Origin of the sequence: Streptomyces sp. B3I8 (genome assembly GCF_030816915.1) — a bacterium.
GTDB lineage: Bacteria > Actinomycetota > Actinomycetes > Streptomycetales > Streptomycetaceae > Streptomyces.
Genome location: NZ_JAUSYN010000002.1, coordinates 243,260 through 258,190, shown reverse-complemented (window position 1 = coordinate 258,190; position 14,931 = coordinate 243,260). Strand labels below are relative to the sequence as shown.

Sequence of the window (14,931 nt, the reverse complement as noted above, 5' to 3'; positions counted from 1 at the left end):
CGACCGCCACGTCGCGGCCACGGCATCGGCGGGCCGCGGCGGGAGGGAAAGCTCAGTCGGTGAACTCGTCGACGCCGAGCGAGAAGTCCCAGTGGCCGACTCCGTCGCGGGCGAGGCCCACTGTGACCAGACCCATTCCTTCCAGCCAGTGCGCCATCCCGAGGCCGCCGACGTCCAGCGGGCGCAGCCCGAGGCTCTCGACGAACCTCGCCACGTCCGTCTTGGCCTGTGCGCTGTCGCCGGCGAGGAAGACGTCGGGCCGGCCGCTCTCCAGGACATTGCGGAAAATGGTGTTGAAGGCCTTCACCACGGCGGTGCCGGCCGGGGCCACCTTGGCTACTTCCTGCGCGATCGAGGTCCGCTCACTGAGCATTTTCAGTACGGCCACCGATCGGGTGACGGAGTGGTGTGAGGTTGGGGTGCGCAACGGACAGGGCTCCCGTGCCGTTGAGGGAGGTGTTCGACGTCTCAACTCAGCAGCACAGGAGCCCTGTTGGTTCCGTATCCTGCCGTACTCGACCTGCCTCACGCCGTGGTCGAGTCGGTCACGATGCTCATCGTCACCCGTGAGGGTGACCGGCGGTGCAAACTCCCGCCGCACCGCCGTGCGCTGGTCGCACTCGTGTACCTGCGTCGCCACGACACCCTCGCCCGTATCGCCGGAGCCTTCGGTATATCCGTCGGTACCGCCCACGCCTACGTCACCGCGGTCACGGGTCTGCTCGCCGAGCAGGCACCGGGCCTGCTGAAGACGCTGCGCGCGCACGACCCGGACTTCGTCCTCCTGGACGGCACGCTCGCCGAGTGCGACCGCGTCGGCGACGGCAGGGCCGATTACTCCTCGAAACACAAGCGGCACGGGGTGAACGTGCAGGTCGTCACGGACCCGGCCGGCGAGATTCTGTGGCTCTCGCCGGCGCTGCCGGGCCGGACCCACGACCTGACGGCCGCCCGCACCCACCAGATCCTCCGGATCTGTGCGCGCCAGGGCGTCCCGATCCTTGCTGACATGGCCTACATCGGTGCGGGCGACTGGGTCACCACCGCCAAGCGCCGCCCGCCGGGCGGTGAACTCACCCTCACCGAGCGGACCAGCAACCGGGCCCTGTCTGCGGCCAGGGCACCTGTTGAACGTGGCATGGCACGGCTGAAGTCCTGGCAGATCTTCCGCAGATCCCGCATCAGTCCCAACCGCATGAGCGTCATCACCAAGGCCGTCCTCACCCTGGAGAAGCAACGCTGAAAATGCTCACTGTGTGCGAGTCCGTCGAACGCGGCGTTGAACGGGTTGCTGATGTCGACGACGACTTTCCCGGCGAGGGCGTCTGCGTACTCGGTGACGACCGGAACGACGCCGTCGTACAACAGGGCCGTGATGACGATGTCCCCGGCCGGAACGGCGCCCCACTCTCCCGTCGTCGCGCCGCCGCCCAGAGCCTTGGCCAGGCCTTCGGCCTTGGACTGATCGCGTCCCACGACCTCGACGGTGTTGCCGCCCGCCACCGCGAGTGTGCCGAGGGCGCGGGCCATGTTTCCCGTACCGAGGAGAGTGATGCTGCTCATGAGGTGTCTCTCTTCCTGCGCTGGAGGCGTTGGTCCCGCCTCGTCCGGTGGGCGCCCGTGGGTCAGATGGCGGTGGTGCCGCCGTCGCTGACCAGTTCGAGGCCGTTGACGTAGCTGGAGTCGTCGGAAGCGAGGAAGAGGGCGACGGTGGCGATCTCCTCGGGGCGGCCCATCTTCCCGCGGGGGATGAGGGACTCGAACGCGGTCCTGGTCGCCTCGTCGAACAGTTCTTCCTGCTTGGCGGTGGCGACCTGGCCGGGTGTCAGGACGTTGACCCGGATGTTGCGGTCGCGCAGTTCGTTGAGCCAGACGCGGGCCCAGGCCTGCTGGACGGCCTTGCTCCCCGCGTAGAGGCTCCAGCCGGGGAAGGCGCCGAGGGAGGCGTTCGACCCGGTCATCAGGATCGAACCGTTGTCGTTGAACAGCGGCAGTGCCTTCTGCACGGTGAACAGGGTGCCGCGCGCGTTGAGCCAGAAGGCGCGGTGGAACTGCTCCTCGGTGATCTCGCCGAGGGGGGCGGGCTCGCCCGCCCCGGCGCTGGCCCACAGCACATCGATCGAGCCCTTCTCCCGCTTGACGGTGTCGTACAGGCGGTCCAGGTCCTTCAGTACGGACGCGTCACCCTGCACGGCGGTGACGTTGCGGCCGATCAGTGCGACGGCGTCGTCCAGCGCCTCCTGCCGCCGGGCCTGGATGAAGACGTGCGCTCCTTCCTCCACGAAGAGCTTGGCGCCGGCCAGTGCCATGCCGGTGGACGCGCCGGTGACGACCGCGACCTTGCCGTCGAGCTTTCCCATGATCACTCCAATGAATCGAGAGGTGTCCGAAGCGGTGCGCGGTTCGAGGGGCTTAAGGAAACCGAACCGTGTACTTAACGTACGTGGATGTCGATCGCGGCGCAAGCTAAGTACACCGATCGGTACCCGCCGTTGGCCGGATGGTCGGACGGCCGGATGGCGGGACGCCTGGCGAGTGCCGTGGCGCGCGGCGGTCGTCGGGGCCGTGAACCCTTTCTCGCCCGGTGAGGCGTCCGCCGGTCGGCCGGGCGCACGCTATGTAGACCGATCTGTACCGAACGGTCTACACTGGCCGCTATGACGGAGTTGGAGAAGGGACCATCGGGGCGTCGCCGGGGCAGGGGCGCGCGTGAGCGCATCCTCAGTGCGTCACAACAGTTGTTCCGCGACCAGGGCATCAATCGCACCGGCATGGACCAGCTCTGCGCAGCGGCCCAGGTCTCCAAGCGCACGGCCTACCAGCACTTCGCGGGCAAGGACGAACTCGTCGCCGAATACCTGCGCCGGTTCGATCCCGACGTCATGCCCGGAGTGTTCGACCGCACCGACCTCACGCCGCGCGAACGGCTCCTCGCCGCCTTCGACATGCCCGCGTCCACGCCCCTGTGCCCCTACATCGCGGCGGCTGTCGAACTGCACGACCCCCAGCACCCGGCATCCCGGTACGCACGCGAATACAAGACCGCCATCGCCGCGCGGCTCACCGAAGCCGCCCGTGAAGCCGGCGCCACCGACCCCGAACAACTCGGCGAACAACTGGCGTTGCTCATCGACGGCGCCTCCGCCCGCACCCGAGTGCTCAACAGCGAGTCCTTCTCCACCGCTGCCGCCATCGCCGCCGTCCTCATCGACAACGCCATCCCCGCGTCGTCCTCCTCCCGGGAGTCGGATGAGCACCGGGCTGGCACGGCGTCCGCGGCCGTGCCGGTGGGAGGGCGCTGACAGCCCGATCGCCGTCCCTCGCCGACCGGAGGGCGGCGTCGCGCACAGAGTTCCTGCCGGGCGGGACGTCGGGGCCAGGGTCGCCGGCGATACAGCGAGTCGGGAACGCGGCCGGCGCGAGATCCCGTCGATCGGCGGCGTGAAGCAGGGCTGGCCTGTCCACGCGCACCTCCACGACGCAGTGGTGGATGTCAGCCGCGTCGTCGCCCCGCTGCCGCGGAGGTGCGGCCTCCAGAGACAGGTGAACGCGGAACGCGCACCACCGCCCCGCCCTCGCCCTTGCCTTCGTCGTCAGGGCTTCCGCGTGCTGCTCTCGCGTACCACGAGGCGGTGCGGGATCACCACGTCCAGGGGTGGGACCGCCGACGCCGGACTGTAGATGCGGTCGGCCAGACACTGCAGGGCCCGCTCGGCGATCTGTCGTTTGTCGGGGGCCACCGTCGTCAGGGGAGGGTTGGCGTAGCGGCCGTCCTCGACGTCGTCGAAGCCGGCGAAGGCCACGTCGTCCGGGACGCGCAGGCCCCGCCGGTGCGCCACGTGCATCGCGCCGAGGGCGAGCTCGTCGGTGAACGCGAAGACGGCGTCGGGCCGGGCGCCGGCGTCCAGCAAGGCGGTCATCGCCCGTGCCCCCTCCTCGCGGTGCAGCGTCGTCACGGGCTGCTCGAGTGCGGGAGCCGGGGTGAGGCCGGCGCGGCGGAGCGCGTTGCGGTACCCCTCCAGGCGCTGCCTGGCCGTCTCGTTGTGCAGGTGCGGTTGGGGGCCGATGGCCGCGATGCGCCTGTGCCCCGCTTCGAGCAGATGGGTCGTGGCCTCGTCGGCCGCGAGCACGTTGTCGGCGGCGACGCGATCTGCGAGTCCGTGCGGTCGTCGTTCGCCCAGGAGGACGACGGGCACGTTCCGGGAGCGGCCGGTCACCTCCTCCGGTCCGAGCGCCCACGGACTGATGATCAGACCGTCCACCAAACGGCCGTCACCGCCGTCCAGCAGTCGGCTCTCCGCCTCCGGGTCGCCGAAGGTCTGGTCGATGACGACGGTCCACGAACGTTGCTGGGCGGCCCGGACGATCAGGCCGGCGAGTTCGCCGAAGTACGGTGAGTGGAGTTCGGGAATGGCGAGGCCGATCATTCCGGTGCGGCCGGCGCGCAGATTGCGAGCGGCGACGTTCGGCCGGTAGCCCAGTTCGTCCAGCGCCGCCTGGACGCGTGCGCGAGTCTCCTCCGCCACCGAGGCCGATCCGCTGACGACGTTGGAGACCGTACGCGTCGACACCCCGGCGAGGGCGGCGACGTCCTTCAGGCGACTGCTCACGACCCACATCCTCGCACGCGCCGACGGCGCCGAGAAGATCTCTGCCGCCACCTATTGCAACGTCGCAATCATCGTCGCACCATGGGTCGGGCAAGCACAGCGCGAGGAGGCGCAGTATGAACGTGTCCGTTTCCCCCGGCTCTCCGGTCCCGCCCGATTCCCCGGTCCCGCCCGATTCCCCGGTTCCGACCGGCTCCCCGGTATTCCCCGGTGTCGACCCCGCCGCCCTGGACGTCGACGTCTCCGCGGATGTGACGGCCCTCTACTCGGACGGCATCACGGCACGCAAGGGCGCCTTCACGCCCGAGTGGGCGGACCGGCTTGGTGAGGACGTGGCCGGGGCGTTCGAGGAAGCCCGTTCCCGGCCCGGCGGCGCCGTGGGGCGCGGACCGAACCGGTACTACGTGGAGATCCACCCGGAGCAGATCAGGGGTTTCGCGGAGTTGGTGGACCACCCCTGGGTGCGCTCCCTGTGCACGGCGACGCTCGGCCCCGACTACCGCATCGTGGAGCTCGGCTTCGACGTCCCGCTGGAGGGTGCGGTCAACCAGCCCTGGCACCGCGACTTCCCCATGCCCGAGGAGACCCGCCGCGAGCGGCGCCTCACCTCGCTCGCCTTCAACGTGACCACGGTGGACACCGAGGAGGACATGGGCCCCTTCGAGATCGCCCCGGGCACCCAGTGGGACGACGGCGAGGACTTCGAGCACGGCATGTTCCCGCCCAAGGCGGACCACGGGCGCTACCTGGAGCGGGCGGTGCGCAAGTACCCGCGGCGCGGTGACATCTCCGCGCGCACCGCGCTGACGATCCACCGGGGCACGGCGAACCAGTCCGCCAAGTCCCGCCCCGTGCTGGTCCTGGGCGTCGACGGGCCGGAGGCCACCAACGGCGAACGGCACGACGCGGCCGTCACCCGTGCCTACTGGGAGACGCTTCCCGAGCGGGTCCGCCGGCACCTCGACTGCGCGATCGTGGACGAACTGACCCCGGTGACGCAGTTGCACACCATCGAGGGCCTGGTGATGGGCGACGCCTGAGCGGGTCGCGCGCATCTTGTTTCACCGTACATGTAAATGCATGATGCAGTGATGGACATGCCCGCCGCGCTCCCCGAGGAGCCCCACGGCGCGACGGAAGACCTCGTCGTCGCCGTGGAGCAGGTGCTGCGTCACGTGCGGCAGAGCGCCACCGCCGGTGGGCTCGGCACCGCCGCGTCCGCGCTGCTGGGGCGGCTCAGCCGCGAGGGGCCCTCGCGGCTCACCGAGCCGGCCCGGGCGGAGGGGGTCCGCAGCCCAACGCGGCCCAGCTCATCACCCGTATGGAGCGGGCGGGTCCGGTGCGCCGTACCGCCGACCGGAGTGACGGGCGCGGCGTGCTCGTGGCGGTCACCGAGGCCGGTGCGCAGGTCTTCGCCCAGCGCCGTGCCGAGCGGGCGCGTGCACTGGGGGTGCTCATGGCCGAACTGACCGAAGCGGAGCGGCGCGCGACCGAGGTCGCGCTGTCCGCCCTGGCGCGGGTGATCCGGGAACGCCGCCAGGAACGTGGGCGAGGCCCGTGCCCAGCGCCCGTCCCCGCCTGCGTCTCCCTGCCTTCGTTTCCCCGCCTTCCGTCCCCTCGTCTCCCCTCCCGTCCGCCCTCCTTCGGAAGAGAACCGCACATGAGTGCACCGCACGCAAAGGCCGCCGGTCCGTTCCGGCAGCCCAAGGCCGTCTGGGCCGTCGCGTTCGCCTGCGTGATCTCGTTCATGGGCATCGGCCTGGTCGACCCGATCCTCCCCGCCCTGGCCGGCAGCCTGCACGCCACGCCCAGCCAGGTCTCCCTGCTGTTCAGCAGCTATCTGATCGTCACCGCGGTCGCCATGCTCTTCGTCGGCGCGGTCTCCAGCCGCATCGGCGCCAAGCGCACCCTGGTCACGGGCCTCGCCGTCATCGTCGTGTTCGCGGCCCTCGCCGGAACCACCGACTCCATCAACGGCATAGTCGGCTTCCGGGCCGGCTGGGGCCTGGGCAACGCCCTGTTCATCGCCACCTCCCTCGCCGTCATCGTGGCCTCCGCGAGCGGCGGATTCGGCGGCGCGATCATCCTGTACGAGACCGCGCTGGGCCTCGGTATCGCCGTCGGCCCGCTGCTCGGCGGTGAACTGGGCGCCATCAGTTGGCGCGGGCCCTTCTTCGGTGTCGCCGTCCTCATGGCCGTCGCTCTCGTCGCCACCCTCGCCTTCGTGCCGTCCCTGCCGAAACCCGAGCGCCCCACCTCACCCGTCGCCCCGCTCAAGGCGCTGCGCCACCGCGGTCTGCTCACCATGGGCATCATGGCGCTGCTCTACAACTGGGGCTTCTTCACCATGCTCGGATACGCCCCGTACCCGATGGAGCTGAGCGCCCACCAGCTCGGGCTCGTCTTCACCGGCTGGGGGCTGCTGGTCGCCGCGTTCAGCGTGTTCTTCGCCCCGCGTCTGCAGGGCCGGTACGGCACCGCGCCCGTCCTCTACGCCAACCTGCTCTGCCTGGGCGTCGTCATGGCGGTCATCGCGGCGGGCGTCGACGACCCGACCGTCGTCATCGTCGCGGTCATCGCCAGCGGTGCCTTCATCGGCATCAACAACACGCTCACCACGCAGGCCGTCATGCTCGTCTCGCCCGTCGAGCGCCCGGTCGCCTCCTCGGCGTACGGCTTCCTGCGCTTCATCGGCGGCGGCCTCGCCCCGTACGTCGCGGGCAAGCTCGCCGACGCGACCGACCTGAGCGTCCCCTTCTACCTCGGCGCCGGCACCTTCGTCCTGGCCGTCCCGGTGCTCGCCGGCGGACACCGGCTGCTGGCGCGGGCCGAGCGGCGCGACGGGGAGGGGAAGCCGGTCGAACCCGCCCGGAGTGGCGCCCCCGTGTTCACGCCGGTGGGCCGCACGACGAGCGGCGGCCACCCGCCGGTCGTGGTCGCCGTCGGTGCCCACGACCGGGCCGCCGCGATCGTGGACGCCGCCGCCCGGCTCGCCCGCGACACGGGCAGCCCGCTGGAGGTCGTGCACGTGCGGCAGACCGCCGTCGTCGAGGGGCAGGCCGTCGACACCGAGACCGAGGAGGAGGCCCGGGACGCCGTCACCGCGCACCTCGCCCGGCTCGCCGGCATCGGCATCGGCGCCACCGGGCAGATCCTCACCAGCGTCGGCGACCACGCGGCCGCCGGACAGGCACTGGCCCGGCACGCCGCCGACGTCCACGCCCGGACCGTCGCCGTCGGCCGCTCCCCGCGCGGACCGCTCGCCCAGTTCGCCGACGGCAGCCTCACCACCGCCCTGACGCACGCCGCCACCTGCACCGTCGTCCTCGTCGAACCCGAGGACGACCCTCGGCCGTTGACCCCGGCGTCGCTGCCGGAGCTGCGCACCGGCAGGGTCTGAGCCCCGCCGCCGATCGTGGTCCGGGGCCCCACCGCACGGTGGGGCCCCGGACCACGATCGGCGGCTGCCCAGGGGAGGTGTCCCGGTGTCGCCGCCGCGTTTCCCCCACAGAGGCAGGGGCACCCGATATCCGCACATTCCCCATAAAAGGGATATTCGCGGCATAGGGCTGCGGAAGGCTCGATCGACCAGGAGGAGCCTTGAGCGACTTCCAGAGCACCAGCCGCCCGGACCGGGGGACCCCGGCGGCAGTGGCGAAAACGGCCCAGGACAAGGCGGGCGAGGGAGCCGGACTGGTGGGCGACAAGGCCGCCGAGGTGGCCGGCACGGCCAAGGAGCAGGCGGGCAACGTGGCCGGCGAGGCCACTGCCCAGGCCCGTGACTTCGTGGACGAGCTGCGCGACCAGCTCCAGGACCAGGCGAACGTCCAGACGCGGCGCCTCGCCGACAACGTACGCAAGCTCTCCGACGAGCTGCGCGTCATGGGCGACAGCGGCGGCCGCGACTCCGGCGCCGCCGGCGTCGTACGGCAGGTCGCGGACGGCGGTCACAAGGTGGCCGCCCGGATCGAGGAACGGGGGCCGGACGGCCTGCTCGGGGACCTGCGGGACTTCGCACGGCGCCGGCCGGGCGTCTTCCTCGCCGGCGCCGCGGTGGCCGGCTTCGCCCTGGCCCGGGCGGGCAAGGGCGTCAGCGCGGCAGGCCACGACGGTCACACGGCACGCACCGGCGGTCCGGCCCCGAACGGGCGTCCGGTGGCTGCCGCGGGCGGCCCGCCCGACACCGGGTTCGAGGACCCCGTGCACGGCTACGGCCACGGCCGGGTTCCCTACGGCGACCCGGGGTACGGGCGTGGCCCCGGATACGGGGAGGGCGGGGGCCACACCGAGGGCACCGGATACCGGGAAGGGCCGGGATACGGGGAGGGGGCGGGATACGGGCGAGGACCCGGATATGGGCAAGGGCCCGGACACGGGGAGCGGCCGGGGTACGCGGAGGGGCCCGCCCGTACGTCGCCCGGTGGCAGCGCCGCTCCGGCCCCGCCCGGTGGACCGGCGGCCCGCCCCGGCGCACGGCGGCCGATGCGAGAGGGCTGAACCATGGCCACCTCCTACTGGGAACCGGGAACGGCGCGACCCTACGCGCCGCAGGAACCGGTGATGCCCTCGGCCGACGGGGCCGAGTCCTCGCTCGGCGAGCTCGTCGGTGAGATCGGCAGCGACCTCTCGCGGCTCGTCCGCGACGAGATCGACCTCGCCAAGGCGGAGATCAAACAGGAGTCGGCCAAGGCCGGCAAGGCCTTCGGCATGCTGGGCGGCGCCGGATACGCGGGCCACCTCGTCGTGCTGATGGGCAGCCTGACAGCCATGTTCGGCCTCGCCCACGTCATGGACCTCGCCTGGGCGGCACTCGTCGTCACCGCCGTGTGGGCGGTGACCGGAGGCGTGCTCTACACGACCGGCCGGGCCCGGCTGCGGGCCGTCCACGTCAAGCCCGAACAGACCGTGCAGACCCTCAAGGAGGACGCGCAATGGGCACGACACCCGACCAGTTGAGGTCCGACGTGGAGTACCGGCGCGCCCATCTGGCCCGCAACGTAGAACTCCTCGCGGACCGGATGGCCCCGAGGCGGATCGCCCGGCGCAGGGCCGCCGCCACCAGGACCAGGATGACGCACATGAAGGAGCGCGTGATGGGCACTTCCCGTGACGCCGCGTCGAGCATGACGGACACCGCGTACGGTTTGGCCGGCGGCGCCGGCCGGGCGGCGGGCAGCGCCGCCGGCACGGCACGTGCGACGGCGGGCCAGGTCTCGGACACGGCCAGGTCGGCCGCGGGCCAGGTGGCCGACACGGCGGAGTACGCCGCCGGGCAGGTCGGCGAGGCGATCCAGCAGACGCCGGAACAGGTGCGGCGGGGCACCGAGGGCAGCCCGCTGGCGGCGGGCGTCATCGCCTTCGGCGCCGGCATGCTCGCCGCGGCGCTGCTGCCTCCGACCGAGGCGGAGGAGCGGGCGGGGCGCCGGCTGCGTGAGCACTCCGACCAGTTGCTCGAACCAGTGAAGCGGGAGGCCACGCAGGCGGCGCAGGACGTCAAGGAGGAGATGTGCGAACCGGCGCAGGAAGCGGTGGACGCGGTGAAGTCCACGGCGCAGGACGCTGCCCGCACGACGAAGGAACAGGCGCGGGCGGCCGGTCAGGACACGGCGCAGGGGTTGCGGGGGGTCGGCGAGGACGCGGTCCGCGAGACCCGCGACAAGACCGGCGGGTCCACCGGAACTGGGGGTTCCACCGGAAGCGGCGGAACCGGCTGAGGACCATGGAGGCGCACTCCTCCCGGTGCTGCCGGCAGGGGCGGCGGTGCGTGGAGGACAGGGGCGACGGGCGCGGGAGACGCGGGCCGGTCGGCCCGAATGCCGACGTGTTCCGGGCCGTGCCGTGGAGAACGTGAACCCCCTCCGGATCGTCGCCTACGGTGTCCTCGCGGACGAGGAACCCCTCCTGCGCACCGCCTTCGCCCCTCACCTCGCGGCCGGTCACGGACTCCACTGCCTGGGCCTGTTCCTCGACCGCGACACCGCCCCCATCCGCCGTCGGTCACGACATCGTGCTCAGCAGCGTCAACGACATCCTGGACGCCGAGGTCCTGCGCACCCTGGCCAAGGGCGGCACGAGACTGATCGCCCAGCGCGCCACTGGCTACAACAACATCGACCTGACCACCGCCGCCGACCTCGGCCTGACCGTGGCCCGCGTCTCGTCCTACTCGCCGTACTCCGTCGCCGAGTTCGCCCGGGCCCTCGCGCTCGCCATCGACCGCCGCGTCGTCCGGGCCGCCCACCGCACCCGCGAGTTCGACTTCCGGCTCGACGGCCTGATGGGCCGTGACCTGCGCGGCCGCACCGTCGGCGTGGTCGGCACCGGCAAGATCGGCGTCGCCTTCGCCCGCATCGCCCACGGCTTCGGCATGCGACTGCTGGGCTGGGACATCGCCGAGGCCACGGCCGACACCGTGGCGGACCACCTCGCCGGCCGCACCGGCCCCAACACGCTCGTTCCGCCGCCGGCCGACTGACCCGCCGCGTCGCGGTCCCGCACGGCGGGCGGATTCCGGGCCCGCCCCGCAGACTGGGAGGGAGGGACCCGCATCCGTCCGAGGCGGCCCGGCCGACGGTTCCATGGCCGGACCGGACCGGACCCGAGCGATCTCTCATACCTCGAGAACCCGGGGAGTCGGAGGACTGGGCATGAAGGGTCCGGCATGAAGGAGCACGACGTCTCCCACGACCCCGCCGCCCCTGCGGCCTGACCGCCGTGCGCCCCGGTACGACCCCCGCTCCGGCCCCCGCCCCCGGGACCCACCGCGCCGGTCCCGGCTGTGGCACCGCCGCTCCCGGCACCTGGGAGTACGACGGCTACGACCCCGCCGCCGAACGCCTCAGGGAGTCCCTGTGCACCCTCGGCAACGGCCGCTTCGCCACCCGCGGCGCACTCCCCGAGTGTGCGGCGGACGCCGTCCACTACCCCGGCACCTACCTGGCCGGCTGCTACGACCGCCTCACCTCCGACGTGGCCGGCCGCCGGGTCGAGAACGAGGACCTGGTCAACCTCCCCGACTGGCTGCCCCTGCGCCTGCGCCCCGCCGGCGGCGACTGGCTCACCCCGGACACCGCGACCGTTCTCGACCACCGCCTCACCCTCCACCTGGACTCCGGGCTGCTGGCCCGCCACACGCGCTACGCGCTCGGCGGGGGCCGCACCCTCGACGTGCGCCAGCAGCGGCTCGTCTCCATGGCCGACGCCCATCTCGCCGCACTACGCACCGAGTTGACGGCCGAGGGCGCCGGCCTGGCCCTCGAGGTCGAGTCGGCGCTCGACGGCGGCGTCACCAACTCCGGCGTCCCCCGCTACCGCGATCTGGACGGCCGGCACCTCACCCACGTCCACACCGGCACCACCACCCCAGACACCGCATGGCTGCGCTGCCGCACCCGTACCTCCGACGTCCGGATCGGCATGGCGGCCCGCGTCACCGCGGACGTGCCGGTCACCGTCCACCACGTGCACCCGCGCGCCCTGCACACCGCGCACCTGCGCCTGGAGCCCGGCCGCACGGCCGTCGTCGACAAGACCGTCGCCCTGCACACCTCCCGCGACCCCGCCATCAGCGACCCGCTGCGCGCCGCCGCCGAACGGGCCCGTACGGCACCTGGCTTCGTGGAGCTGCGGGAGAACCACCGCGCGGCCTGGGAGCAGTTGTGGCGCCGGGCCCGGCTCGAGGTCCCCGGGGAGCCCGGCCTCATCCTGCGGCTGCACCTCTTCCACGTGCTGCAGACCCTCTCCCCGCACACCGCCGACCTCGACGTCGGCGTACCGGCGCGGGGACTGCACGGCGAGGCCTACCGCGGGCACGTCTTCTGGGACGAGCTGTTCGTGCTGCCGTACCTCAACCTGCACTTCCCCGAGGTCTCCCGAGCCCTGCTCACCTACCGCCACCGGCGTCTGGAACCCGCCCGCGCGGCGGCCCGCGCCGTCGGCCGACGCGGTGCTCTGTACCCGTGGCAGAGCGGCAGCGACGGACGGGAGGAGACCCAGCGGCTGCACCTCAACCCCCGCTCGGGCCGCTGGCTGCCCGACCACTCGCACCTCCAGCGACACGTCGGGTCGGCGATCGCGCACAACGTCTGGCAGTACTGCGAGGCGAGCGGCGACACCGAGTTCCTGCACACCGGCGGCGCCGAGATGCTGCTGGAGATCGCCCGGTTCTGGGCCGACTCCGCCACCTGGGACCCGCACACGCGCCGGCACCGCATCCTCGGTGTGATGGGTCCCGACGAGTACCACGACGCCTACCCGGACGCCGACCGGCCCGGCCTCGACGACAACGCCTACACCAACGTCACCGCCGCCTGGGTGCTCACCCGCACCCTGGAGCTGCTGCGGTCGCTCCCCGAGCCCCGGCGCCGCGAACTCACCGAGGGCACCAGCCTGACCGACACCGAACTCCAGCGCTGGGAGGAGGTCTCCCACACCTTGCGCATCCCCTTCCACGACGGCGTCATCAGCCAGTTCGAAGGCTACGAAGACCTCGCCGAACTCGACTGGGACGGCTACCGCGCCCGGTACGGCGACATCCGCCGACTGGACCGCATCCTGGAGGCGGAGGGCGACAGCGTCAACCGCTACAAGGCGTCCAAACAGGCCGACGTCCTCATGCTCGGCCACCTCTTCCCGCCGGACGAACTCGTCGCCCTCTTCGCCCGGTTGGGCCACCGCTTCGACGACGAGCTGTGGCGCCGCACCGTCGACCACTACCTGGCCCGCACCAGCCACGGCTCCACGCTCAGCGGACTGGTCCACGGCTGGATCCTGGCCCGCTGCCGCCGCACCGAGGCGTGGAACTACGTCCAGGAGGCCCTGCGCGGCGACGTCGCCGACGTGCAGGGCGGCACCACCGGCGAGGGCATCCACCTCGGCGCCATGGCCGGCACCCTCGACCTGGTCCAGCGCGGCCTGCCCGGACTGGAGACCCGCGGGGGCGCGCTCCGGCTCGATCCCGTCCCGCTGCCGGAACTCTCCTCCTACGGCTTCACCCTGCGCCACCACGACCACTGGGGCGTACGCCTGCGGCTGGAGCACCGCCTGGTGGAGATCGAGGTGCCGCCCTCCGCCGCCGCGCCCCTCGACGTCCGCGTCGCCGGCCGCGCGGTCCGGGTCCGGCCGGGGGAGCAGCGCCGGCTGGAGCTGCCCGACTGAAGCCGGGCCGCACCGGATGCGCGACGGGGCCGCTCCCGGGGCATGCGTACGAACGAGGAGCCCACGCCGCTCCACGCACTTCTACGCACCTCCGAGCACCTCCATGAACCTCCGTGAACCGAGGAGAGTCGCCGCCGATGGGAACAACCGTCCACGTCCCGCAGACCCGGGACATGATCGGGGAGGAACTCTCCGGAGACGAGGCGCTGACCGCACTGCGCCGGTACGGAGGCGTCCGGCTGCTGCTCCACTCCTTCGCCCGCTTCCGGTACGCCGACGGATTCACCCACGCCCGCGCGCTCGGCTTCCAGGTCGTCCTCGGCATGGTGCCGTTCACCATCGCCCTGGTCGGACTCGCCACGTCGGTCCACACCGAGGGAGTGGGCCGCGTCATCGAGCTCACCCTCGGACGGATCGTGCCGGGGGCCAGCGCGGACCTCGTCGAGGGTGCCTTCGAGCGCACCCGGAAGACGGCCCACGGCAGCGTGTGGAGCGTCCTCGCGCTCTGCGCCGGCCTGGGCTTCGCCCTGTTGAACCTCGCCTCGGCGATGGGCCAGGTCGAGCGCGGCGCCAACCGCATCTACGGTATCGAACGCGACCGGCCCTTCCCCCGGAAGTACGCCCGCGCAACTCTGCTCGCCGTCGCGGCCGGGATGCCGATGGTGCTGGGATTCGTGGTCCTGGTCGCCGGCGGCGCCGTCGGGGACGCGCTGGTGCAGACCTACGGGCACAGCCGGAGCGGGCCCGGCTGGTGGCACCTCCTGGAGGTGCCGCTCGGGCTGTTCGCGGCCTGGATCGCCTCCGCGGTGATCTTCCGCTGGTCGCCGCGGAGGGACCAACCGGGGTACACCTGGCTGGCGTTCGGCTCCGCCGTCCACCTCGTGCTGTGGGTGGCGGCCACGTGGCTGCTCGCCCTGTACGTGGAGAAGAGCAGCGCCTTCGGTGACCTCTACGGCCCCCTCACCGCCTTCGTCGCCCTGCTCCTGTGGGCCAACCTCACCGGCATCGCCCTCTTCCTGGGCATCGCCTTCGCCGCCCAGCTGGAAGCGGCACGGGCGGGCATCACCACACCGGTCCGTCCGGACCCGGGTCCGGGGAAGTAGGGGAGAGGGGGCGCGCACAGGGGCGGTGGGGGCGACGGAAGTGCCGCCCCCACCGCCGCGAG

General features: G+C 72.4%; 11 protein-coding genes and 4 pseudogenes. 11 read left to right on the top strand and 4 right to left on the bottom strand.

All coding sequences use genetic code 11. The features are described from left to right. Nucleotides 1–52: 52 nt before the first annotated feature. Nucleotides 53–364, bottom strand: a pseudogene (locus tag QFZ64_RS03335) (NADPH-dependent F420 reductase); the annotation flags it as partial. 129 nt (nt 365–493) lie between these two features. On the opposite strand from QFZ64_RS03335, the gene QFZ64_RS03330 reads away from it, so the two are divergent. After that, on the top strand, nt 494–1,243 hold the full coding sequence (locus QFZ64_RS03330; RefSeq protein ID WP_307061152.1) for a transposase family protein: 750 nt from the start codon (nt 494–496) through the stop codon (nt 1,241–1,243). 5 nt (nt 1,244–1,248) lie between these two features. Here QFZ64_RS03330 and QFZ64_RS03325 read toward each other — a convergent pair. Then, nucleotides 1,249–1,563: pseudogene (locus QFZ64_RS03325) on the bottom strand (NADPH-dependent F420 reductase); the annotation flags it as partial. A 62-nt stretch (nt 1,564–1,625) separates the two neighbouring features. Continuing rightward, a complete protein-coding gene (locus QFZ64_RS03320; RefSeq protein ID WP_307062132.1) occupies nt 1,626–2,360 on the bottom strand; it encodes an SDR family NAD(P)-dependent oxidoreductase in 735 nt (244 codons plus the stop codon). A 297-nt stretch (nt 2,361–2,657) separates the two neighbouring features. Between QFZ64_RS03320 and QFZ64_RS03315 the strand changes: the two genes are divergently transcribed. After that, the gene (locus tag QFZ64_RS03315; RefSeq protein ID WP_307062130.1) at nt 2,658–3,302 is read left to right on the top strand and encodes a TetR/AcrR family transcriptional regulator; all 645 of its coding nucleotides are present in this window, start codon (nt 2,658–2,660) and stop codon (nt 3,300–3,302) included. Nucleotides 3,303–3,593: 291 nt separating this feature from the next. Here the strand turns inward: QFZ64_RS03315 and QFZ64_RS03310 are convergent, their stop codons facing one another. Then, a complete protein-coding gene (locus QFZ64_RS03310) occupies nt 3,594–4,610 on the bottom strand; it encodes a LacI family DNA-binding transcriptional regulator (RefSeq protein ID WP_307062128.1) in 1,017 nt (338 codons plus the stop codon). A gap of 116 nt (nt 4,611–4,726) precedes the next feature. On the opposite strand from QFZ64_RS03310, the gene QFZ64_RS03305 reads away from it, so the two are divergent. The 9 genes and pseudogenes from QFZ64_RS03305 to QFZ64_RS03265 all read left to right on the top strand — a co-directional run bounded on the left by QFZ64_RS03305 (nt 4,727) and on the right by QFZ64_RS03265 (nt 14,869). After that, nucleotides 4,727–5,650, top strand: coding sequence for a phytanoyl-CoA dioxygenase family protein (locus QFZ64_RS03305; RefSeq protein WP_307062127.1), 924 nt, complete (start codon nt 4,727–4,729; stop codon nt 5,648–5,650). A gap of 36 nt (nt 5,651–5,686) precedes the next feature. Then, nucleotides 5,687–6,153 (top strand): annotated as a pseudogene (locus QFZ64_RS03300) (MarR family winged helix-turn-helix transcriptional regulator); the annotation flags it as partial. A gap of 117 nt (nt 6,154–6,270) precedes the next feature. Beyond that, entirely contained in the window at nt 6,271–8,010 is a 1,740-nt protein-coding gene (locus tag QFZ64_RS03295) for an MFS transporter (RefSeq protein ID WP_307071551.1), read from the top strand. Between the two features lie 200 nt (nt 8,011–8,210). Further along, complete coding sequence (locus QFZ64_RS03290; protein ID WP_307062125.1) at nt 8,211–9,107, top strand: hypothetical protein; 897 nt, start codon at nt 8,211–8,213, stop codon at nt 9,105–9,107. A gap of 63 nt (nt 9,108–9,170) precedes the next feature. Next, complete coding sequence (locus tag QFZ64_RS03285; protein ID WP_307062123.1) at nt 9,171–9,566, top strand: phage holin family protein; 396 nt, start codon at nt 9,171–9,173, stop codon at nt 9,564–9,566. Beyond that, entirely contained in the window at nt 9,542–10,324 is a 783-nt protein-coding gene (locus tag QFZ64_RS03280; protein WP_307062121.1) for a DUF3618 domain-containing protein, read from the top strand. The genes QFZ64_RS03285 and QFZ64_RS03280 overlap by 25 nt, the downstream gene beginning before the upstream one ends. Before the next feature lie 133 nt (nt 10,325–10,457). After that, nucleotides 10,458–11,007 (top strand): annotated as a pseudogene (locus QFZ64_RS03275) (NAD(P)-dependent oxidoreductase); the annotation flags it as partial. Between the two features lie 317 nt (nt 11,008–11,324). Continuing rightward, entirely contained in the window at nt 11,325–13,766 is a 2,442-nt protein-coding gene (locus QFZ64_RS03270) for a glycoside hydrolase family 65 protein (protein ID WP_307062119.1), read from the top strand. Nucleotides 13,767–13,903: 137 nt separating this feature from the next. Continuing rightward, nucleotides 13,904–14,869, top strand: a complete 966-nt coding sequence (locus tag QFZ64_RS03265; RefSeq protein ID WP_307062117.1) for a YihY/virulence factor BrkB family protein — start codon at nt 13,904–13,906, stop codon at nt 14,867–14,869. Nucleotides 14,870–14,931 lie beyond the last annotated feature (62 nt).